Here is a 21327-nt window from a genome sequence, read left to right on the forward strand (position 1 = left end):
TAGCTAACAAAGCCCTACTAGCAAGAGCCGACGGATCTCGCAGTCGCAGGCGTGGGGCGATGATGCCCAGCAGGCCAGAGGTCGCCCGACCACCCCCTTATCGCTCGGCCCCCACCGGGCCGACGTAAGGGCGAACACGGGGGCCGTCGGGGGCGCGTCCGCTGGGTGCTCGTCGGACCGGCCGCAGTGCACGGAGGGACGTCGCCCTAGCCCGCGCTGTAGACCCGTACACCGCCTACGTACGTCTCCAGGGTGCGGATGGAGTGCAGTTCGGCAGCGGCCGCGGCGAAGGGGTCACGGTCCAGGACCGCGAGGTCGGCGAGATGACCGACGGCGATCACACCGGCCTCGTCCTGGTGGTTGACCCACGCCGAGCCGGCCGTGTACGCGGCGAGGGCGTCGGTGAGGGCGAGCCGCTGCTCGGGCAGGAAGGGGGGGCGCAGATCCGGTTCGCCCAGTTCCTCGGCCCACACCTGGCGGTTGACGGCGACGTGGATGCCGTGCCAAGGGTCCGGACTCGAGACGAACCAGTCGCTGCCCGCCGCGAGCACCGCACCAGCCGCGTGCAGGGCGCCGAACGGATATTGGCGCCGCCCGCGTTCTTCGCCGAGGAAGGGCAACGTCAGCTCGTCCATGGCGGGTTCGTGCGCGGCCCACAGCGGCTGCATGTTCGCGGCGGCGCGCAGTGTGCGGAAACGCGGGATGTCGTCGGGGTGCACCACCTGGAGATGGGCCAGGTGGTGACGCAGGCCGGTGTGGCCGTGCACGGCCACGGCCGCCTCGAGCGAGTTCAGCGCCTCGCGGACCGCCCGGTCGCCGAGGGCGTGGAAGTGGATCTGGAAGCCGTGCCCGTCGAGGGCGATCACGGCGTCGCGGAGCAAGGCCGGGTCGACCATGGAGATCCCGGCGTTGTCGCCCGGACAGCCGCAGGAATCCAGGTAGGGCTCGAGCATGGCGGCGGAGAAGTTCTCCACCACGCCGTCCTGCATGATCTTGACGCTGCCGGCAGTGAAGCGCCGGCCTTGGGCGGCCTTCTCGCGTCGGGCGAGCAGTGAGTCGAGCTGGCCGAGGTCCTGGTCCCGTTCCCACCAGAGCGCTCCGCGTACGCGGGCGGTCAGTGAGCCGTCGGCGTCGCAGGCGAGGTAGGTGTCGAGGGGGTCGGGGAAGCCCGCGTACGCGCCGACGAGCGCGTCCTGCCAGCCCGTGATCCCGAGCGAGTGCAGCAGTTCCTGGGCGGCGAGGAGCCCGGCGCGGGCCTCGGCCGCCGAGGGAGCGGGGGCGAGCGTCCCGACCAGCGCCATGGCGCCCTCGTGCAGTACGCCGGTGGGTTCGCCCGCGGCGTCGCGTTCGATGCGGCCGTCCGCGGGGTCGGGGGTGCGCCGGTCGAGCCCGGCCAGGGCGAGGGCGCGCGAGTTGACCCACGCCGAATGTCCGTCGCGGACCGGGAAGTAGGCGGGCCGGTCGGGAAGGATGTCGTCGAGCTGGTCGCGGTGCGGCAGGCCGCCGGGGAAGGCGTCGAAGGACCAACCGCTGCCCTGGATCCAGGGCGCCTCGGGATGGGCGGCGGCGTGGGCGGCAATCGTGTCACGGTACTCCCGGGCGCTGCGGCCCGGGCTCAGATCGCAGCCGAGCATTCCGATCCCGGCGATCACCGGATGTACGTGGGCGTCGGTGAACCCGGGCTGCACGAACCGGCCGCCGAGGTCGGTCACCTCGGTCCGCGGACCGATGAGCTCGCGGATCTCCCGGTCAGTGCCGAGGGCGGTGATCCGCCCGCCGGTGACGGCCAGCGCCGAGATCCGGTGGCGTACCGGGGAGGCGGTCCAGACGGTGCCGTTGAGGAGGACGAGGTCTGCGTGGCGCATGTGCGGGCTCCGGTGGGTGACGGGTCGGTGAGGAGGGGCTGGTCACAGCTGGGAAGAGGGCGGCGCGGTGAGCGAGAGGGGTGAGGTCAGGTGGGGGCGGACGTAGCCGCGTCCGCCCCCGGGGCGCGGTGGTCAGCCCCCGGCGGCAACCGGTGCCGGCGCGGGCGCGAGGGGAGCCGGCGGCTGCGTGAAGTAGGCGGCCCTGCGCCGGTAGCGGGTCCACACGGCGGCGGGAACGCCCAGGGCGATGACGGTGAGGGGCAGTACGGTGAGGAAGCGCCCGTTCTCGGCGTCGAAGGCCAAGTGGTCCACCGAGGTCCACTGCTGATAGGCCGCCAGAGCGCCGAGCAGCAGCAGGGCCACGCCGCCGAGCAGCGACAGCAGGCCCACGACGAGCGCGTCTCGGATCCGGCCGCGCAGTTCGTGGCGGAAGGTGACGACGCAGGCTATGCCGCCGACCCCGTACATCAGCGAGACCAGGATGCCGACCGAGTTGACCACGGCGACGACCACTTCGGACAGCGAGCCGACGGCGAGCCCCGCGAGCGTTACTCCGATGGCGAGGGCCGCGATCCGCACGGTGGAGGTGACCGGCGTGCCCCATGCGGGGTGCAGCCTGGTCCAGCTCGTGCCCAGGACACCGTCGCGGCCCATGGCGAGCGTGAGACGGGCCCCGGCGATGACGCTCGACTGCATGCAGGCCACGGTGGCGAAGAGCATCGCGGCGAGGGCGGCGGCCGCGCCGGTGGTCCCGTAGAAGGTGCGGGCCAGTTCGGTGACACCGGACAACGGGTCCGCGAGCTGCTCGGGCTTCAGCGCGTGCAGGAAGCCGGTGGCCGAGAAGAGGAAGAACCCGGTGGTGACCAGGATCGCGATGATTCCGGCGCGGCCCGAGGAGCGGACCGAGGTCGACTCCTCGACCACGGAGAAGGCGCTCTCCCAACCCCAGAACATGTACGCCGCCATCACGGTCGCTCCGAGCAGCGTGAGAGTGTCGGGGAAGGCGAACGGCGAGAACCACGAGGCGGAGACGGGGGCCGCGTCGCCCCGGGCGAAGGCGGTGATCACGATGGCGGTGACCACGAGCGCGGAGATGCCGAGCAGCAGGCTCTGAACGACGGTGGCGCCTTTCACCCCCCGCAGCGCGCTCAGCACGATCAGGCCGCTCCACACCACACCGGTGACGGTGACCGCGAGGGAGTCGTCCGGGGAGACGGCCCTGACGCCGGCCTCGGCGAGCAGGCCGAGGGTGAACTGCCCGGTGAGCTGGCCCGCGTACGACAGGAACAGGATGTTGGTGGCGACCGATGTCCACCCCGTGAGATAGCCGGTCCAGGGACCGAGCGCTCGGCGCACCCAGACGTACGCCGTGCCGCAGTTGGGGTCGCGGGCGGCGAGCCGGGCGTAGCCCCCGGAAACGGCCAGGATCGGCAGGGCCGCGAGCAGGAAGGCGGCGGGCATCGCGGTGCCGGCGAGTGCGGCGAGGAAGGCGAGGCCGATGCCGACGCTCACGGTGGGGCTGATGTTGGCCAGCGCGATGACCACGCCGTGCCGGGTGCTGAGGGTCTTGCGGAACGCGGCGACGGGCGCCTCGCCGGTGGCAGGTCTTCCCTGGTCCATGAGCAGCACTCCTCGGTTCTGGGTGCCCCGCAGACAACCGCTCGCCGTACTATTTTGTCAACGGTGTGGGTAAAAGATTTCCCGCCGGGCGACAGGGCTTGCGGAAGCGCTGTCCGGCCTGGTCTGATCGCCTCATGGCAGCACGAGGCAGGGGCCGTCCCCCCAAGGTGGAGCTGGACCTGCGGATCATCGTGGACGCCGCGCTCGCGCTGACCGACGACGAAGGCGCGGCAGGGCTCAGCGTGCGGCGGCTCGCTGCCCGGCTGGGGGTCGACCCCTCCGCCCTGTACCGCTACGTCAGGGACAAGGACGAACTCCACCTGGCCCTGGCCGACCGCCTCTTCGAGGAGACCCTGACGGGGTTCCAACCGTCGGAGAGCTGGCGCGACACGCTGCGCGACCTTGCGCTGCGCACGCGGGAGATCGCCCTTCGCCATCCCGGCGCGGCGGTTCTGGCCACCTACCGCACGACCCGGCGCCCTGGCGAGATGCGGATCGTGGAGCACATCCTGGCGGCCTTCGGCCGAGCCGGATGCTCCCCCGCACTGGCTGCCGTCCTGCACCGGGTCTACGGAGACTTCTCCTTGGCCTGGGCCGGCATGGACGCGGCGTTCGAGACGCTGGACGGCGCCGCCCGGACGGGCGACGAGCAGGCCTGGACCCGCGAGTACCCTGCGGCCGACCCGGCCGCCTTCCCGGCCATCGCACGCAGTGTGGCCTACATGGCCCGGCTGGACGGGACGACCGTGTTCCTCGCGGCGCTGGAGATCTTGCTGGACGGGCTCGCAGCGCGGATCACGGCGGAGGCCGCGGGCCGGCGCCTCGACGCACCCGGCGAACCGGCGGCCGGGCCAACGACGGTGCAGCCGCCGCAGTGAACACCAAGACCAGGCATCAATGCACTTGGATACCCGCGCCGTACGGTGTTCCACCGCTGTGGCAGATGGCGGTGCTGGTGGTACCGACCCGGCGCCACGTGGGGTCGTAGACGGTGTAGTCCCGGGCCAGGGGCCTGTCGCACCTGGTGTACACGCGGAACTCGCCGGTGCCGTTCGTGCACGTACCGGCCGCGGTGGTACGGGACTTGTACCACGTACGGCAGTCGTACGGGTCCGCGGCCGCAGGGCTCGCCCCGGCCATCGCCAGCCCGGCGCCCAGGGCCAGCGAGGTCATCAGGCATCCGACGCGCTTCATCCACGGCCCCCGATCGAGAGGTTCATCTGAGGCGTCGCGCCGCTCGCACGTCGAAGACCCCGAACGCCTCCACTATCCGCGCGCCGGCCGGCCACCACAAGCCCGCGCGGAGCACCACCGGAACGCAGGGCCGGCCCTGGGGGCGGTGAGACGGTGGTGGCGTGCCGGCCCCCACCACGGTGCGCCGGCCCCCACGACGGCCCGGGATTTCGCCGGCTCTCAGCGGCCGATGCCGCCGTAAACGAGATGCCGCTGGGAGGCGACGCCTATCGGGCCTCCCGACGACAGGTCAGCCACCCAGCGGCGCCTTCCGGACGTTCGTACCGCCGGGACCCTGTTCCGTGATAGCAGGCCGGTGTTCGGGGCACCCGGGGCAGTGGCTGCTCTGTGCAGACCGTGCTACCCACCACGAACCGGGAGGAACACCCATGCTGATCACGGTCACCCGCTCCGGAGGGTTTGCCGGCTTCGAGAAGCTCCGCGCACTCGACACCTCGGGCCGCGCGGACGCGGCGGAGCTGGAGGAACTCGCGCGACGGGCCGTCACCCCCGTGGCCGACGGCTACCACTACCGGATCACCGTCGACGACGAGGTACTCGACCTTGAGGACCCTTGCCTCTCCGACGCCCAGCGGACACTGATCCGCACCGTCCTCGACGAAGGCGCCTGACCGGCGGTCTGAACCGCATCACCTCTCGCCGTCTGCTCCCGTGGTGCGTTGCCGGCAGGGAATCGTTCATCCGCCCATGGAACCGCCCGACGACACAACACGCGTTCAAACAGCAGGCCGGCGGCGAAGGCGCGCAGGGCGTCTTCCCGGTAGAGCTCGCGCTGTGTACCGATACGGGCTTCGGTGAGGCCGTCGGTGTAGAGGAGGAGGGTGTCGCCGGGAGGGTGTCGCCGGGGCCGAGCGTGGTCTCGGCGGAGGTGAAGCTGTTCGGCCGCGGCCTGGGCCGTGTCACCGGCTGAGCAGCTCGTCCAGATGCTCATCGAGGTGTGCGCTCTCGGCATCGGCCGGGACCATTGCGTACGTCTGGCACAAGAAAGCGGCCACACCGTCGGCATCTGCGAGGAGCACCGCCCGGCCCTGGCCGTCCGGGACTGCTCCGCGCAGCTCGATGCGGAGCGCTCGCCTGGCCGCGCCGCCCACGGGCCGGAATCTCACGTCCCCCTCGCCCACCGGCCGGTGAAGTCCGTCGGCCAGCATCTGCCGCTCGAAGTGCCAACACGCCAGCGGCGTACCGGCGTGAAGAATCGCCGCCCGCACGGCGACCGGGTCCGTCACGGTGTAGGAAAGGTGCACTAGCAGCGGCACGCCGTCGGCGGTGGCGAGGCGTGCGCTGATCGCAGCGGTCATGCGGGACGTCACAGAAGGCCTCCACAAGGACGGGCACCTGCCGGCGGGTGCTGGACGCACGTGTGCCCACTCTCGCTCGGACCACACCACCCCTTCCGGGTGAATCATCAGCCGGCCCGCTCAGGCCGTGGCCGCCGTTCATGCGGAGCCCGGGCAGCGTGTTCGGGGCCGCGCCGGCGGAGCGCCCGCACCAGGCGCGTCGCTGCGAGGGAGGGGCCCTGCGCGCCTGTCCTCGGGGAGCGCTGCCCCGCCGGGCGCCTTGCCGCGAGCGGCCTGCAGCCTCCTCCGATCCGCCCACCGCACAGAACGCCTTGGACGTGGTGGTGGACGCGGGCCGAGACGCCTTGGAGGAACTGCGCCGGCTGCTCGGCGTGTTGCGGGTCGGCCCCGAGGGTGAGAGCACCGCGCCGCCGCTGCGGCCGCTGCGAGGCATCGACCGCATCCCCGAACTGGCCGAACGGGTGGGGTCGGCGGGCGTCGGGGTGCGGATGCGTACGGAGGGTGTGGTGCGGCCGCTGGGCCCGGGGCTGGAACTGTGTACTGAGCGGGGGTGCGCGGCCGGGGGGCGGGTTCGAGGTGCGTCTGGCACTGCCGCTCGCGGCGGCCCAGCGGTGACGGTCAGGACCGCAGGGCCACAGACGCAGCACGCGCAACGACCGCAAACGAAGGCCGAAGGCCAGGGGACTTCCTGTGATCAACATCCTTGTCGTGGACGATCAGGACCTCAGCTGTTATGCGCCGGCTCCTCCTTCGGCGGTGAAGCGCGTGGCCGTGAGGGCTTCGGCTCCCAGGGCCCGGATCTCGGCCGGCAGCCGGGGGTTGGTGACGCCCTTGACGAGGTGTCCCGCGACGCCGACCGCGGCCATCTCGGTGCACGGGCCTTGGTCACCGTAGGCGGAGAACGCCAGGATGCGGACGCCGGGGACGGCGCGGATGATCTGCTGGGCGGTGTACGGACCGCCGCCGCCGGGGAAGCGCACGTCGAGCACCACGACGTGCGGCTGTTGGGCGGTGGCGAGTCGGATCGCCTCGTCGGCGTCAGCCGCGCTGCCGACCAGGGTGAGGTCGGGCTGGGCCCCGACGACCTCCGCCGGCGCCGCGCGCAGCATGGTGTTGTCGTCGCAGACCAGCACCCGCAGGTGGCCCCTGGGCGTGGCGGGCGGGGTCACGACGGCCCCTGGGGGGCAGTCCGGGAGTCGAAGCTCCTGACGGGTGCACCGGGCAGCGGTTCATCCAGCACCCCGGTCGGCAGGTCGGGCACCCAGAACTCCACGGTGGTGCCGGTCCCGGGCTCGCTGCGAAGTGTCCACCAGCCGCCGGCGGTCTCGGCCCGCTCCCGCATCTCCATCAGCCCGAAGTGCTCGTGCAACTTGCGGCCGACCGCCGGGTGTCCGCTGCCGTCGTCGGCCACTCGGACCAGCAGGCCCCGGTTATCGGTGTTGACGCTGACCCGCACGGTGCGCGCTCGGGCGTGCTTGCGCACATTCAGCAGCGCCTCCTGCACGATGCGGAAGATGGTGACCGCGGTCTCGGGGGCCGGTTCCTTCACCAGGTTGTGTTCCAGGGACGACTCAAGACCCCAGCTCCCGACCACCACGTCGTTGAGGTGCTGGGACAGCGACTCGACCAAGCCGTGCCGGTCGATGCCGGGCGGCTGGAGACGGAAGGTGAGGTTACGCAGGCGACCCACCGCCTCGCGCACCGACGCGTCGAGCTGGAGGAGTTCACGCGCGTAGGGCTCGTCGGCCCGTTCGGCGAGGAGCTGTAGCCGCATGCCGACGGCGACCATGGCCTGGATGGAATCGTCGTGCACATCCCAGGCGATGCGGCGGCGTTCCAGCTCCTGTGCCTGCACCAGGTGGGCGAACAGGCGGCGGCGTTCGGTGAGCGCCTGCTCGGCGGCGCGGCGCTCGGTCATGTCCCGGGTGACCTTGCCGAAGCCGCGCAGTTCGCCGGTCTCGTCGAAGAGGGGGGTGATCACCACGTTGGCCCAGAAGCGGGAGCCGTCCTTGCGGATGCGCCAGCCCTCGTCCTCCAGCCGGCCGTCGACGATGGCCTCTTCAAGCTCGCGGTGGGGTTTGCGGGCAGCGATGTCCTCGGGCGGGTAGAAGACCGAGAAGTGTTTGCCGATGATGTCTGCGGCACGATAGCCCTTGATCCGCTCGGCGCCGGCGTTCCAGCTGGACACGCGGCCTTCGGGGTCGAGCATGAAGATGCCGTAGTCGAGGACGCTCGTGACCAGCAGGGTGAACGCCGTCTCGGTCGGAGCGAGGACGCTGCCTTGTTCGGCGGGGCTGTTCCCGGTCACCGGAGAAGGCCCTCACGGCGGGCCACGGCGACCGCCTCCAGTTGGGAGCGGGCGTCGAGCTTCTCCAGGACCCGCTGGACGTGGTTCCTGGCGGTGTTGCGGGCGACGCCGAGCCGCTGACTGATCTCGGCGGTGCCCAGGCCGTCGCCGAGCAGGCCGAGGGTCTCGCGCTCGCGCGGGGTGAGGGTGGTGCCCAAGCCGGCGGTTCGGCCGGTCAGCCGGTCCAGCGCTCCGCTGAGCAGCCCCTTGCTGAAGGCCACTTCCCCCGCTGCCACCAGGCGTACGCCGTCCTGGAGTTCACTCAGGTTGCCGACCTTGAGGATGAGTCCCGAGCCACCGGCCTCGGCGACGTGGGCGGCCACCGCCGGTGTCCCCTCGCCGGTCAGCACCAGTACCCGGGTGCCGGGGGCGGCGGCCTTGAGCGTGGTGATGGCGGCGATGCCGTCACCGTCGGGCAGTCGCCGGTCCAGCACCACCACGGCGGGGCGCAGCCGGGCGGCGTCGGCCAGCGCGTCCTTCAAGGACAGGCTGCGGCCGACCACCTCCAGGTCGTCGGTGCGGTCCAGGGCGAGCCGGATCGCCTCGGCCACCATGTCGTGATCCTCGACGAGCAGGATCGTGATGCGCCCATCAGCGGTGCGCGGCACGGCATCCGGTGTGGTCTGCGGTGTCGAAGGCATCAGACGGTCCTCGGTGGTAGACGCGGCACGGCGTCGGAGAACAACTCGTCGACGCTTGTGAGGGCGAACAGTCGGGCAACCTGCGCGCAGGCGCCCTCCACGCGCACCTCGGTGCCGATCCTATCCGCTGCGGTTTTGGCCTCCAGCAGCACGTTGAGCCCAGCGCAGTCGCAGAAGCGCAGGCCCCACAGGTCGAGCACGACACAGCGGGGCCGCCACGCAAAGCAGTGGGCGACGGCGGCACGCAACTGCGCGGTACCGTCCAGGTCCAGCTCGCCGACGAGCCGGAGACCGGCCACGTCGGCGTCGAGAGCGGTGCTGACCTGGAACGACGGGCCGGTCACGTTGCGTCTTCTCTCATGCGGCAGCCCCCAGCCTGGGTAATGGGCACCAGCCAAGAGTAGTGAATCTGCACTAGAAGTGAACCCGTTCTCCTGGCGGATCACCACCGCACGGCCGGATCAGCGCAAAAGCGCAGGACGGCAGGGGACGCGAACCCGTGATCGTTCCGAACGGGCTGGATACGCTGCTGCGGGGGGAAAGCCAGGGGACAGGGCCCCGGCAGCGCTACCGGCACAAGGCAGCGGCGCGGAGCCCGAGCGGTGAGGCTTCGGCGGCTCCGGGGTGGAGACGGGGCGCCCTGTGTCGCTCGCGCTCGATCTCGGAGAAGCCGCAGACCGTGCGGGACACCGGCTCGGCTCCGTCCAGGCTCCGCGCAGTCGGCCGGCCCGCGGAGGGCAGCGACCAGCGGCGCGCTGAACCCTCAGGAACGTCCGTCAGCGCGCCGCTCCCCGAACGCGCCCGCGGAGGGATCAGGGACCGGTACTGACGGCGGTGTGGGGTCAGTTGATCCTGCTCCTGCCAGTCGCTTCGCGGTGGCGACGGCCTCGGTGCGCCCCCGCGGTGACGGCTACGCGTCGCGCATGTGACTCGTGCGTTCTGCACACCTCACTGGTGACAGGCGTGACTGTCGCGGCGCACGCCCCGCGTGACACCGTCGTTCCTGTCACCGACCGAGGGAGCAGAAGTGAACAAGGGGTACGCCGCATTCTGCGACGCGGACCGCTGGTTCTACGAGGCGCCGTACCGGCGGACCGAGGAGAGCTACCGGGCAGCCCTCGCCCCCGTGCCCGGGGGCTGGCAGTCACACCGCAGCGGGGACTGGCTCGCACTGCGCCCCCTGGACGCCGAACTCCCCTCCCAGGGCTGGAAGATCCACGTCTCGGCCCGCCTGGACAACGCCGAGTCCGTGCTCGACCGGGTCCACGCCTACTGCACCGAGCGGCGGATCGCCTTCAAGTTCGTGCCCGGCCGCTACCTGCTGCACCTGCGGAACGCGAAGTACGCCGACCGGGCGGCCAGCGGGAAGTTCATCACCGTCTACCCCGCTGACGAAGAGCAGTGCCGACGCGTCGCCGACGACCTGGACCGGCTGCTGGAAGGCGAGCCCGGCCCCTCCATCCTCAGCGACCTCCGCTGGAACGACGGCCCGGTCCACCTGCGGTACGGCAGCTTCACCCTGCGGCACTGCTACGACGAGCACGGCGATCTGGTCCCCGCCCTGGAAGCACCCGACGGCACCCTGGTGCCGGACATACGCGCGCCGGTCTTCCGGCCGCCCGCCTGGCTGGCCCTGCCGGACTTCCTCCGCCCCCATCTGGAACGGCGTGCCGCACTCACCCTCGACGGGATGCCGTGCACGGTGGAGCGGGCCCTGCACTTCTCCAACGGCGGCGGCGTGTACGCCGGACGCGACACCCGCACCGGTGAGCCGGTGGTGCTCAAGGAGGCGCGGCCCTTCGCAGGGCTGGCCTCCGACGGGGCGGACGCGGTGACCCGGCTGCAGCGGGAACGCAGAGCCCTCGACGCGCTGGCCGACCTGGACTGCGTACCGTCCGTGCACGGCACCTTCACCGTCGGGGACCACCACTTCCTGGTCCTGGAGTACCTGCGCGGCCGCCCCCTCAACAGCTTCTTCGCCCGGCGCCACCCGCTGATCGAGGCCGACCCCGATCCCGCGGAGCTCGTCGCATACACCGCGTGGGCGATGAAGGTCCACCGGCGGGTGACGGACGCCGTCGAGGCCGTACACGCCCGCGGCATCGTCTTCAACGACCTGCACCTGTTCAACATCATGGTCGACGAAGACCCGGAAACGGGCGAGCCCTCCGTGGCGCTGCTCGACTTCGAGGCCGCCGCACACGTGGACGAGGGCCTGCGGCAGACGGTCGCCAACCCGATGTTCGTGGCCCCGTCCGACCGGCGTGGCTTCGCCGTGGACCGCTACGCGCTGGCCTGCCTGCGGCTCGCGCTGTTCCTGCCGCTGACGAGCCTGCTCGCCCTGGACCGGGCGAAGGCCGCACACCTCGCCGACATCGCCGTCGCGCAGTTCCCCGTCCCCCGCGCGTTCCTTGACGAGGCGGTCGCGGAGATCGTCGCCGGGCCAGGGGACCAGATCTCCGGGCCGCGGCGGACGCCGGCCCCGGCACGGCCCTACCTGCCGGTGGAACCCGGCGACTGGCCGGCCGCCCGGGCCTCCATGACCGCGGCCCTGCGCGCCAGCGCCACCTTCGGCCGCACGGACCGGCTCTTCCCCGGTGACATCACGCAGTTCACCACCGCGGGCGGCGGAACCACCTTCGCCGCCGGCGCGGCCGGCGTGCTGTACGCGCTCTCCGAGACCGGAGAGCCCCCGTGGCCGGAAGCCGAGGAGTGGCTGCTCGCCCGGGCCGGCGACCTCGCGTCCGGCACCCCGCTCGGCTTCTACGACGGCCTGGCCGGGCTCGCCTGGACCTTGGAACGCCTCGGGTACCGCGACCGTGCGCTGGCCCTCGCCGACCGGCTGCTGGACCAGCCGTGGCAGTCGGCGGGAGCCGACCTGCACGGCGGCCTGGCCGGGATCGGGCTGGCGCTGGACTCCCTGGGCACGTCCACCGGCGACGGACGGCTGCACGCGGCGGCCCTGCGGTGCGCCGAACTCGCGGCCGGCAAGCCGCCCGCACCCAAGCGGGCCGGGCTGCTGCACGGCCGCAGCGGACCCGCCCTGCTGTGCCTGCGCCTGTACGAACGCACCGGCGACCGGGCGCTGCTGGCGCAGGCCGCGACGGACCTGCACCGCGACCTGGACCGGTGCGTGACCGGCGCGTCCGGCACCCTCCAGGTGGACGAGGGGTGGCGCACGATGCCCTACCTCGGCGCGGGAAGCGTCGGCATCGGCATGGTGCTGGACGACTGGCTGGAGCACGCCGCCGACGAGCGGTTCGAGGAGGCCAGAACCGCGATCGTACGCGCGGCCCAGGCGACCTTCTACGCCCAGCCGGGCCTGTTCCGCGGAGCTGCCGGCATGGTCCTGCACCTGGCACGGACCACCACACCCCCGGACGCCGCGGACCGGCCCGGCACCCGCGCCGCGGACGTCGCCCGCCAGACCGAGGCGCTGGCCCGCCACGCGATCGACTACAGGGGCCATCTCGCCTTCCCGGGTGAGCAGCTGATGCGCCTGTCCATGGACCTGTCCACGGGCACGGCCGGCGCGCTCCTCGCCCTCGGCAGCGCCGCGCCCGGCGGGCGCGCGCACCTGCCGTTCCTTCCGCCGCCGCGGCTCACCGCGGCGGCCCCAGAGCCGGCACCCGTACCGGGCGCCGTGACCCATCGAAACACCCAATGAGAAAGAGGAATCTGACATGACGCTTCTCGATCTGCAGTCGATGGAAACCCCCAAGGCCGAGGTCACCGAGGCCGGAGAGCTCACGGGCGGCGGAAGCCGCGCCAGCCTGCTCCTCTGCGGCGACAGCAGCCTGAGCGTCACGACCTGTAACTGATCAGGTCTCTCCGGGCCCGGGCGGTCATCCGCCCGGGCCCGCACCACACCCCGGGAGCCCCCCGCCCATGACACCGCCCGCACCCGCCGACGAGGCGTCGGCCGCCGCCGCAGCCGACCGGGCGCTCCTGGATGCCGCCCGGCACAGCTCCGGCCGTACCGCGGCCGCCGCCGGCTGCTCGCTGGCCGCCGTCGGCGCGGCCCTCGCCGAGCCGGCCGTCCTCGGCCACACCCTCGACCTCCTGCTGCGCGGTGACCCTGTCGGCGGCCGCTGGACCCTGTGGTGCGCGCTGCTGATCACCGCGGAGGTGTTCCTCGACGCCGCGACCGTACGGCTCACGGGCGCCATCGACGCGCGCTCCACCGCCTGGCTGCGCCGCCGCGGGCTGGTGCGGCTCCTGCGCACCGCCCCGCACCACGCGGCCCGCCACGCCCCGGGCGAGGTCTCCGCCCGGCTGACCGCGCACGCCACCGAGGCCGGGACGGTACCGGCGGCCGTCGCGACCGGCGCCGCGACCGTGCTGCCACCGCTGGGCGGGCTGGTCGCCCTGTTCGTGATCGACGTATGGACCGCGCTGGCGTTCCTCGCCGGGCTACCGCTGCTGGCCGTGCTGCTACGGGTGTTCGCCCGCGACTCCGGAGCCACGGTCAGCCGCTATCAGCAGGTGCAGCTGTCCCTGGCCGGCCGTCTGGTCGAGGCCCTGTCGGGCGCCCGGACGATCGCCGCCGCCGGCACCGCCGACCGCGAACGGCGGCGGATCCTCGCCCCCCTGGCCGAACTGGGCCGGGAAGGACGGCAGATGTGGCAGATCTACGGGGCCACCATGGCCCGTACGGCAGCGCTCGTCCCGCTGCTCCTGTACGCCGTCGTCGGGGTGGGCGGTCTCCGGCTGGCGGCCGGGGCACTGAGCGTCGGCGGCCTGCTCGCCGTCCTGCGCTACGCCGGCCTCGCCGCCGGGATCGGCGCGGTGACCGGCCGGCTGGCCGCGATCGTGCGCGGCCGGGCCGCCGCCCGGCGCACGGCGGCCCTCTTCGGCCTGCCCGAACTGACGCAAGGAGCAGCCGGACTGCCGCCGGGCGGGCCGGGCGTGCTGGAGCTGCGGGGGGTCCGGCTGGTGCGCGACGGGACCGTCGTACTGCACGACGTCGACCTCCGCGTGCCGGGCGGGTCCACCGCCGCCGTCGTGGGCCGCTCCGGTTCCGGGAAGTCGCTGCTCGCCGCGGCCGCCGGGCGGCTCACCCCTTGCGACGGCGGCCGGGTGCTGCTGGACGGAGTACCCCTGGAGGAACTCTCGCAGGGGGCGCTGCGCCGCGAGGTCGGATACGCCTTCGGCCGTCCCGCACTGTTCGGTGAGACCATCGAGCAGGCCATCGCCTTCGGGCCGGACTCGCGGCCCGGTCCCGCGGCCGTGCGCGAGGCGGCCCGGCAGGCCGCGGCCGACCCGTTCGTACGGCGCCTTCCCGACGGGTACGAGACGGCGGTCGCGCGCACCCCCATGTCCGGAGGCGAACGCCAACGCCTCGGTCTGGCCAGGGCGTTCTACCGGGCCGGACGGCTGCTGGTGCTGGACGACGCCACCTCCGGGCTCGACACCGTCACGGCGGCCGAGGTGGAGCGGGCGCTCGCATGGCAGGTCCGCCCGGGCACCCGCCTCGTGGTGGCGCACCGGGTGTCCGCCGCCGCTCGCGCCGACCTCGTCGTCTGGCTGGATTCGGGCCGGGTCCGGGCCACGGGCACGCACGCCGAGCTGTGGGCCGACCCCGCGTATCGGGCGGTGTTCGCGGCCGAGGAGGCATCGGATCCCGGACCGGAGCCGGACGCCGGGCGGGTGTCGGACGCCGGACGGGTGTCGGACGCCGGACGGGCACTGGACGCCGGGCGGGTGTCGGACGCCGGGCCGCAGCCGGACGCCGGACCGGCCCCGGGCGCCGGACCGGCCCCGGGCGCCGCCGGGCGGGAGGCCGTACGGTGAGCGAGACCGGAACCTGGCGCCGGGTCGGGGCCGAGGGCCGCCGCTTCCTGCGCGGGCACCTCCCGGCCCTGGGCCGGCTCGCCCTGTGGTCCCTGCTGGAGTCCGCGCACACCTTCCTCGGCGGGTACGCGGTCGCCCGCGCCCTCGACGACGGCTTCCTCGCCGGCCACACCGCCGCCGGCCTCGGCTGGCTCGGTGTGGCCGGCGCGGGCGCGCTCGTCGGAGCGCTCGCCCTGCGCGGGGTCTTCGCCGGGCTGGCCGGGCTGGTGGAGCCGTTGCGCGACGGCCTGGTCCGGCGGGCGGTGGGCCAGGCGCTGGAACGGGCGGTGGCCGACCCGGCGCGGGCAGGCGGGTCCGGCGCGGTCTCGCGGCTCACCCAGCAGACCGAGATGGCCCGCGACTCCTTCGCCGGACTCGTCCTGACCGCACGATCGTTCGCCTTCACCGCCGTGGGCGCGCTGGCCGGCCTGGCCGTGCTCTCGCCGGCGCTGGTGCTGTTCGTGCTGCCCCCCCTGCTGCTCGGGGCGGCCTGCTTCGCGGGCACGCTGCACCCGATGGCGCGGCTCCAGCGCGCCGCCCTCGACACCGACGAGGCGCTGGCCGCGCGCACCGGTGAGCTCGCCGCGGGGCTGCGCGACGTCGTGGCCTGCGGGGGTGCCGAGGCGGCCGGGGGCAGGATCGAGGTGCTCGTCGCCGCGCAGGAGCGGCTGACCGGACGGCTGGCCCGCTGGACGGCCTGGCGCACGCTGGCACTGGGGGCGGCGGGCCGGCTACCGGTGGTGGCCCTCCTGGCGGGTACGCCGTGGCTGCTGGCGCACGGGGTCAGTACGGGGGCGCTCGCCGGGGCGCTGACGTACCTCGTCCAGTCCCTGCTGCCCGCGCTCGACTCCCTGATGACGGCGGTGGGCTCGGCGGGCACCCGGCTGCTGGTGGTCCTGGACCGGTTCTGCGCGCCGGTCCCGAAGACCGGCGCGCCGGACGCCGCCGGCCTGCGGGCCGCCCCCGGCCTGCGCGCGGCCCCCGCCCCGGCGGCCGCAGTCTCCGCCCGGGCCGGGGTGCCGTTCCCTCGGGCCGCGGCGGGCGCTCCGTCGCCCCACGGCGGGGCGGCGGTCGAGGTGCGCGGGCTGCGCTTCGCGTACGGGCCCGGGGCCCGGCCCGTGCTCGACGGCCTCGACCTCGTGGTCCGTCCGGGCGAACACCTCGCGGTGGTGGGGCCGAGCGGGATCGGCAAGTCGACGCTCACCGCCCTGCTCGCGGGACTGCTCCCGCCGGACGGCGGCTCGGTACTGCTGGCCGGTGCCCCCGCCCGGCAAGCGCCGGAGGCAGGCCCCGACCCGCGCCGGACCCTGTTGCCCCAGGAGGCGTACGTCTTCACCGGTACGGTCCGGGACAACCTGGTCCACCTGAGCCCCGACCCGGTCCCGGGCCCCCGCATCGCGCACGCCCTGGCCGCGCTGGGCACCGCACCGCTCGTGGAGCGGCTGGGCGGGCTGGACGGCCCGGTCGACCCCGGACGGCTCTCCCAGGGCGAACGGCAGCAACTCGCCCTGACGGCCGCCTACCTGTCGCCCGCGCCGCTGCTCCTGCTGGACGAGGCGACCTGCCATCTCGACGCCCGGGCCGAGGAGCGCGCCGAACGCGCACTGGCCGCCCGTCCCGGCACCCTGGTGGTGGTCGCGCACCGGATGTCCTCCGCTGCCAGGGCCGACCGGGTCCTCGTCCTCGACGGCACCCACGCCGTGTGCGGCACCCCCGCGGAACTCCCGGCCAGGTCGCCGCTGTACCGGGACCTCGTGGGAAGGTGGCACGCCGAGGGCTGAACGCGGGCAGCCGGACGGCTCAGACCCAGCCCGCCCGCCGAGATATCCGGATCGCGTCGATCCGGTTACGGGCGCCGGTCTTGCGGGTGACGGCGGCCATGTAGTTCCGGACGGTTCCGCTGGCCAGGTGCAGGGCCCGGGCTATCTCCGCCACCGAGTCGCCCTCGGCGGTCCGGGCCAGCACGCTCAGCTCGCGCGGGCTCAGCGGCACCGGCTCGGACTGGAGGAAGGCCGACGCCAGTGAGGCGTCGATGAAGCGCTCCCCCGCCGCGACCTTGCGGACCGCGTGGATGAGACGTCCGGGCGAGCCGTCCTTGTCGACGAACCCGAGGGCGTGCGTCTGGAAGGCGCGGCGCACCGTCCCGGGCGTACCGGACGCGGCGAGCACCAGCAGCCGGGTGGCGGGGTCGAGGACGGCACGGGCGGCCCGGCCACCGTCCGAGAGGGCCGCCGAGGCCCCGGGACAGTCCAGGTCCACCACGGTGACGTCCGGCCGTAAGCACTCTGCTCGGCGGGCCGCGGTCGGCCAGCCTGCGGATGTGACCTCGAAACTCTCCTCTGACGACAGCAGGGCGGCCAGTGCAGCCCGCACGAGCCTGGCGCTGTGCAGGATCAGGACCTTCGTCATCTCGGCAGTCTCTCCTCGGGAGTTGATCAACCAGCACCAAACGAGTGCCCCGGCCTTCCCCCCAGGGAACGTCCCCGCCCGGGGCGTGCGGGGACGCATGGCCGAACCCGGTGCGCCGTCGGCGCACGCCCAAAGCGGCGCCCCCGGCGACAGCCTGCACGGACACCTCGGGCCGCCGGGCAAACGCCGTGCCGCGAACCCGTAGGGAGAGGCTGATTCCGATCGGAACACGGGCGCCGGCCGGGTCCGCACTCCGCCGACATGGCGGCCGGCATCAGCCCCAAGGCGTTCCATGACGGCTTCGTTCCGGACGCTCTCGAGGTCCCGGAACGCGACGTCCGGGAGCCACCCGCTCAGCACGCGTACCCCGCTGGGTGTGTACGAGCAGCCCACCGCCGCAAGCCTCCGAACCGTTCGTGTTCACGAGTCGTCGTACACGAACGGTCAGCCAGACCGCAGCCGAGGGCATACCGGCACACCTGCACTCGGCGGCTGTTCCTTAGCGGTTGCCGGCGCCCATCACAACCTTCTTCCATACGCCAGGGCGTGGCTGGAATATGGCGTTCCTCGCCATGCCGCCCCCACGGGGCGCGTGTCTAGGGTGACGGCACGCCGAGCCGCTCCGGGAGAGCGGCTCGGCGGCTCGTGTCCGTCACCGCAGGGAGCCGGCATGCCGTCGATCAGCAGATCACCTTCACCCTCACCCTCCGCCGGGGACCCGGCTTCGCCGAGCAGCGGCCGCCGGGCCCGGCGCCCACGCCTGCGGGCAGTCCTCGCCCGGCTGTTCGCCGTGGCGGCCCTGGCCGTCGGTGGCGCCGTGGCCGGGCCCGCTTCCCCGGCTCATGCGGCCGTCACCCTGGAGCGGGTCGCCAGTTTCGGTGCCAACCCGGGACAGCTGAACATGTACGTGTACCGGCCGGTGACACTCCCGGCCAATCCGCCGGTGGTGGTGGCGCTGCACGGATGCACCCAGAGCGCCCAGATCTACGCGGACAACTCCGGCCTTCCCGAACTCGCCGACCGGCGCGGCTTCTTGCTGGTGTTCGCCGAGACGACGTCCGGGAACAACATCAGCCAGTGCTTCAACTGGTTCCAGGCGACGGACAATGTGCGCGGCCAGGGCGAGGCGGCCTCGATCCGGCAGATGGTCGCCCACGCCGTCTCCGCCTACGGCACCGACCCCGCCCGCACCTTCGCGACCGGACTTTCGGCCGGCGGCGCGATGACCTCGGTGGTGCTCGCGGCCTACCCGGACGTGTTCGCGGCAGGGGCGGTGGTCGCCGGGCTGCCCTACAACTGCACCAAGGACACCGCCGCGCTCAGCTGCATGAGCCCGGGCGTGGACCGGAGCCCGGCGGTGTGGGCGCAGCGGGTCCGTGACGCGTACCCGTCGTGGACCGGCCCCTGGCCGCGGCTGGCCGTCTGGCACGGAGACCAGGACACGAAGGTGGTACCGCGCAACGCCGACGAGCTGCGCGACCAGTGGACCGCGCTGCTCGGACTGACCCAGACGCCGGACCGCACGACGTCCATCGGCCCCAACGCCACCCGCCACGAGGAGTTCCTCGCCGCGGACGGCACGGTGGCCGTCGAGGTCAACCGCGTTCCCGGCATCGGCCACGGCACCCCCGTCGACCCCGGCACCGGGCCCGGGCAGTGCGGCCGGACCGGTACCGCCAACTTCATCGCCTCGATCTGCTCCAGTGACTGGATCACGCGGTTCTTCGGCCTCGACGGATCCGGCACCCATCCCGGCCCGGGAAGCCTGCCGGCGCCGACCGGCCTCTCCTCGACCGGTGCCGCGGACACCAGCGTCACCCTGAGCTGGAACCCGGTGGCGGGCGCCGCCGACTACGCGGTGTACCGGGACGGAACCCAGGTGGCCGCCCCGGCCGCGCCCCCGTACACGGACACCGGCCTCGCCCCCGGGACGAGCCACACCTACACCGTCGCCGCCCGTGACGCTGCCGGTGTGCCGGGGGCACGCTCCAGCGCTGTCACCGTCAGCACCACAGGCGCCGCCGCGGCGTGCTGGACGGCCGACAACTACCAGCAGGTGCAGGCCGGAAGGGCCACCACCAGCGGGGGCTATGCGTACGCCAAGGGGTCGAACCAGAACATGGGGCTCTACAACGTCTTCACCACCCACACCGTGAAGGAGTCGCCCGCCGGCTACTTCGTCATCGCCGACGCCGGCTGCTCCTGAGCGCTGAACCCCGAGTGCCGGGGCGGGCCGGACTGCGGCACGCCCCCCTCGCCCGTACGCCCGCCGGGCACGCCCGCCATGGTGACCGCCCCCACCCGGACGGTGGCGAACATGGCGGGCGCAGCCGTGTCACGGCGCCCCGTGTGCCGCATAGCCTCCGGCCAGTCACCTTCCAGCCATGGAGGCTCCCAATGGCACTGGCCATCCGCTCCACCTCACCTCCGGCCCGGCTCGCCGCCACAGCCGCCTTGGCCGCGGCCTTGATCGCGATGACCGTATCCCCGGCCGGCGCCCGTCCCGCGTCCGAGACCAGCGCCCACTGTGCGCGCCAGACGCACCTCCGGGTACCGGGGACGGAGCGCCAAAAGACCGATTGTCTGAACGAGTTGACCACCGCTGGGACGGCGGCCTCCGGGCACACCGACCCGGCCGACTGGGCCGGCCTCACGCCCAAGGACCTGGCCGTCCCCACCGGCGTGCCCGGCATCCAGATCGACGGCTACTTCCCCGACACCTCCGCCACCAACACCAACCACGGCTGGAACCACGACGCCCAGTTCGTCATCCGGCTGCCGGACCACTGGAACGGCGGACTCGTCGTCGCCGGCTCGCCGGGCGTGCGCGAGCAGTACGCCAACGACCGCGCCATCGGCGACTGGGTCCTCTCCCGCGGCTACGCCTTCGCCGCCACCGACAAGGGCAACACCGGCGTTGCCTTCCACCGGGACGGGCAGGCGCCCGGCGACGCCATCGCCGAGTGGAACACCCGCGTCACCCAGCTCACCCGGGCCGCCCGCGCGGTCGTCGCACAGCGCTACCAGCGGCCCCCGGCCCGCACCCTGGCCACCGGCATGTCCAACGGCGGCTACCTGGTGCGCTGGCAGCTGGAGAACCACCCGGAGCTGTACGACGGCGGAGTCGACTGGGAGGGCACGCTGTGGCGGGCCGACGGCCCGAACCTCCTCACCTTCCTGCCCCCGGCCCTGGCCGCCTACCCCGCCTACGCGGCCGGCGGCCCCCAGGCCGACCAGGCGCACAGCGCGCTGCTCGCCGCCGGATTCCCGGCCGGCTCCGAGTTCCTCTGGCCGTACCACCACCGCTACTACTGGGACCTCACCCAGCGGATCTACCGCGAGGAACTCGATCCGGAGTACGACGGACCGGCCGAGGCCGGCACCCCGTTCTGCGTTTCCGGCACCCCCGCCTGCGACGCCGACTACGCCTACGCCGCCCGCCCCGCGGACGTCCGCCAGGCCGTCGCGAAGATCGCGCTCACCGGCCGCATCGACAAACCGCTGATCACCCTGCACGGCACCCTCGACGTCCTGCTCCCCATCTCCCAGGACTCCGACGTCTACGCCGAGATGGTCCGCCGCGCCGGACGCGGCGCACTGCTGCGCTACTACCGCATCGAAGGCGGCACCCATGTGGACTCGCTCGTCGACGCCTTCCCCGACCGGCTGCGCCCCCTCACGCCCTGCCACCGCGCCGCCTTCACCGCGCTGGAGGACTGGATCGGCCGCGGTGTGCGGCCGCCGCTCGGCCACACCGTCCCCAAGGACCCCGCGGCCGACCCGGCGACCCTGCTGGCCGGCTGCCCACTCGGCGACTGACGGACGCGCGGTGCTGCACGTTCACCGGTCGAGGTCCTTGGGCACACCGGCCGTTTGGCAGCCGCGCCCGTCCGCACGCCCTGTCAGACGCCGCGCCTAGGCTGTCCGCACGAACCGGCATCAAGGAGCAGTGCAGTGCGGATAGAGCGTCACCAGGTAGGCCAGGCAGTTCTTTCGGCGGCGCGCGAGGACTTCGCGAACCGGATCGGGGGACAGGTCCGGTCCATGTCGAGGGGCGGCCG

17 protein-coding genes and 1 pseudogene are annotated in these 21327 nt (G+C 73.4%); 8 read left to right on the forward strand and 10 right to left on the reverse strand.

Annotated features, from left to right (window positions below):
• Positions 1–206: 206 nt before the first annotated feature.
• Together J7E94_RS28440 and J7E94_RS28445 are read right to left on the reverse strand one after the other, a co-directional pair.
• Positions 207–1865 carry an amidohydrolase gene (locus tag J7E94_RS28440; protein ID WP_215019669.1) on the reverse strand — a complete coding sequence of 553 codons (1659 nt, stop codon included), beginning with the start codon at positions 1863–1865 and terminating at the stop codon, positions 207–209.
• A 132-nt stretch (positions 1866–1997) separates the two neighbouring features.
• Positions 1998–3485, reverse strand: a complete 1488-nt coding sequence (locus tag J7E94_RS28445) for an APC family permease (protein ID WP_215019670.1) — start codon at positions 3483–3485, stop codon at positions 1998–2000.
• Positions 3486–3619: 134 nt separating this feature from the next.
• On the opposite strand from J7E94_RS28445, the gene J7E94_RS28450 reads away from it, so the two are divergent.
• The gene (locus J7E94_RS28450; protein ID WP_215019671.1) at positions 3620–4363 is read left to right on the forward strand and encodes a TetR/AcrR family transcriptional regulator C-terminal domain-containing protein; all 744 of its coding nucleotides are present in this window, start codon (positions 3620–3622) and stop codon (positions 4361–4363) included.
• A 16-nt stretch (positions 4364–4379) separates the two neighbouring features.
• On the opposite strand, the gene J7E94_RS28455 is transcribed toward J7E94_RS28450, so the two are convergent.
• Complete coding sequence (locus J7E94_RS28455) at positions 4380–4679, reverse strand: hypothetical protein (protein WP_215019672.1); 300 nt, start codon at positions 4677–4679, stop codon at positions 4380–4382.
• 428 nt (positions 4680–5107) lie between these two features.
• Between J7E94_RS28455 and J7E94_RS28460 the strand changes: the two genes are divergently transcribed.
• Entirely contained in the window at positions 5108–5350 is a 243-nt protein-coding gene (locus tag J7E94_RS28460; protein ID WP_215019673.1) for a protealysin inhibitor emfourin, read from the forward strand.
• Positions 5351–5469: 119 nt separating this feature from the next.
• Here J7E94_RS28460 and J7E94_RS28465 read toward each other — a convergent pair.
• The 6 genes and pseudogenes from J7E94_RS28465 to J7E94_RS35515 all read right to left on the reverse strand — a co-directional run.
• A pseudogene (locus J7E94_RS28465) lies at positions 5470–5571 on the reverse strand (SpoIIE family protein phosphatase); the annotation flags it as partial.
• 67 nt (positions 5572–5638) lie between these two features.
• Complete coding sequence (locus J7E94_RS28470; protein WP_215019674.1) at positions 5639–6037, reverse strand: SsgA family sporulation/cell division regulator; 399 nt, start codon at positions 6035–6037, stop codon at positions 5639–5641.
• 731 nt (positions 6038–6768) lie between these two features.
• Positions 6769–7206, reverse strand: coding sequence for a response regulator transcription factor (locus tag J7E94_RS28475; RefSeq protein WP_215019675.1), 438 nt, complete (start codon positions 7204–7206; stop codon positions 6769–6771).
• Positions 7203–8345 carry a PAS domain-containing sensor histidine kinase gene (locus J7E94_RS28480; RefSeq protein WP_215019676.1) on the reverse strand — a complete coding sequence of 381 codons (1143 nt, stop codon included), beginning with the start codon at positions 8343–8345 and terminating at the stop codon, positions 7203–7205. The genes J7E94_RS28475 and J7E94_RS28480 overlap by 4 nt, the downstream gene beginning before the upstream one ends.
• Positions 8342–9025: a response regulator transcription factor gene (locus J7E94_RS28485; RefSeq protein WP_215019677.1), complete on the reverse strand. Its 684-nt coding sequence runs from the start codon at positions 9023–9025 to the stop codon at positions 8342–8344. The genes J7E94_RS28480 and J7E94_RS28485 overlap by 4 nt, the downstream gene beginning before the upstream one ends.
• Positions 9025–9369, reverse strand: coding sequence for an STAS domain-containing protein (locus tag J7E94_RS35515; RefSeq protein WP_215019678.1), 345 nt, complete (start codon positions 9367–9369; stop codon positions 9025–9027). Before J7E94_RS35515 ends, J7E94_RS28485 begins: the two co-directional genes overlap by 1 nt.
• 683 nt (positions 9370–10052) lie before the next feature.
• Here J7E94_RS35515 and lanKC point away from each other — a divergent pair.
• The 4 genes from lanKC (at position 10053) to J7E94_RS28510 (ending at position 16638) form a co-directional block, all read left to right on the forward strand.
• Positions 10053–12692, forward strand: a complete 2640-nt coding sequence (gene lanKC / locus J7E94_RS28495) for a class III lanthionine synthetase LanKC (protein ID WP_215019679.1) — start codon at positions 10053–10055, stop codon at positions 12690–12692.
• 16 nt (positions 12693–12708) lie between these two features.
• Positions 12709–12846, forward strand: a complete 138-nt coding sequence (locus tag J7E94_RS28500) for a SapB/AmfS family lanthipeptide (protein ID WP_215019680.1) — start codon at positions 12709–12711, stop codon at positions 12844–12846.
• 67 nt (positions 12847–12913) lie between these two features.
• Positions 12914–14818, forward strand: coding sequence for an ABC transporter ATP-binding protein (locus J7E94_RS28505; RefSeq protein ID WP_215019681.1), 1905 nt, complete (start codon positions 12914–12916; stop codon positions 14816–14818).
• Positions 14815–16638, forward strand: coding sequence for an ABC transporter ATP-binding protein (locus tag J7E94_RS28510; protein WP_215019706.1), 1824 nt, complete (start codon positions 14815–14817; stop codon positions 16636–16638). Before J7E94_RS28505 ends, J7E94_RS28510 begins: the two co-directional genes overlap by 4 nt.
• A 19-nt stretch (positions 16639–16657) precedes the next feature.
• Here the strand turns inward: J7E94_RS28510 and J7E94_RS28515 are convergent, their stop codons facing one another.
• Positions 16658–17266: a response regulator transcription factor gene (locus J7E94_RS28515; protein ID WP_215019682.1), complete on the reverse strand. Its 609-nt coding sequence runs from the start codon at positions 17264–17266 to the stop codon at positions 16658–16660.
• Between the two features lie 670 nt (positions 17267–17936).
• Between J7E94_RS28515 and J7E94_RS28520 the strand changes: the two genes are divergently transcribed.
• Positions 17937–19472, forward strand: coding sequence for a PHB depolymerase family esterase (locus J7E94_RS28520; RefSeq protein WP_215019683.1), 1536 nt, complete (start codon positions 17937–17939; stop codon positions 19470–19472).
• A 191-nt stretch (positions 19473–19663) separates the two neighbouring features.
• Complete coding sequence (locus J7E94_RS28525) at positions 19664–21085, forward strand: 3-hydroxybutyrate oligomer hydrolase family protein (protein WP_215019684.1); 1422 nt, start codon at positions 19664–19666, stop codon at positions 21083–21085.
• Positions 21086–21327: the final 242 nt, after the last annotated feature.

Origin of the sequence: Streptomyces sp. ISL-94, assembly GCF_018614075.1 — a bacterium.
Classification (GTDB): domain Bacteria; phylum Actinomycetota; class Actinomycetes; order Streptomycetales; family Streptomycetaceae; genus Streptomyces.

Bases quoted from the DNA above. Each gene is read 5' to 3' on its own strand.
- J7E94_RS28440 (WP_215019669.1), bottom strand. From the start codon at position 1,865: ATGCGCCACGCAGACCTCGTCCTCCTCAACGGCACCGTCTGGACCGCC.
- J7E94_RS28445 (WP_215019670.1), bottom strand. From the start codon at position 3,485: ATGGACCAGGGAAGACCTGCCACCGGCGAGGCGCCCGTCGCCGCGTTC.
- J7E94_RS28450 (WP_215019671.1), top strand. From the start codon at position 3,620: ATGGCAGCACGAGGCAGGGGCCGTCCCCCCAAGGTGGAGCTGGACCTG.
- J7E94_RS28455 (WP_215019672.1), bottom strand. From the start codon at position 4,679: ATGAAGCGCGTCGGATGCCTGATGACCTCGCTGGCCCTGGGCGCCGGG.
- J7E94_RS28460 (WP_215019673.1), top strand. From the start codon at position 5,108: ATGCTGATCACGGTCACCCGCTCCGGAGGGTTTGCCGGCTTCGAGAAG.
- J7E94_RS28470 (WP_215019674.1), bottom strand. From the start codon at position 6,037: ATGACCGCTGCGATCAGCGCACGCCTCGCCACCGCCGACGGCGTGCCG.
- J7E94_RS28485 (WP_215019677.1), bottom strand. From the start codon at position 9,025: ATGCCTTCGACACCGCAGACCACACCGGATGCCGTGCCGCGCACCGCT.
- J7E94_RS28500 (WP_215019680.1), top strand. From the start codon at position 12,709: ATGACGCTTCTCGATCTGCAGTCGATGGAAACCCCCAAGGCCGAGGTC.
- J7E94_RS28505 (WP_215019681.1), top strand. From the start codon at position 12,914: ATGACACCGCCCGCACCCGCCGACGAGGCGTCGGCCGCCGCCGCAGCC.
- J7E94_RS28515 (WP_215019682.1), bottom strand. From the start codon at position 17,266: ATGACGAAGGTCCTGATCCTGCACAGCGCCAGGCTCGTGCGGGCTGCA.
- J7E94_RS28520 (WP_215019683.1), top strand. From the start codon at position 17,937: ATGCCGTCGATCAGCAGATCACCTTCACCCTCACCCTCCGCCGGGGAC.
- J7E94_RS28525 (WP_215019684.1), top strand. From the start codon at position 19,664: ATGGCACTGGCCATCCGCTCCACCTCACCTCCGGCCCGGCTCGCCGCC.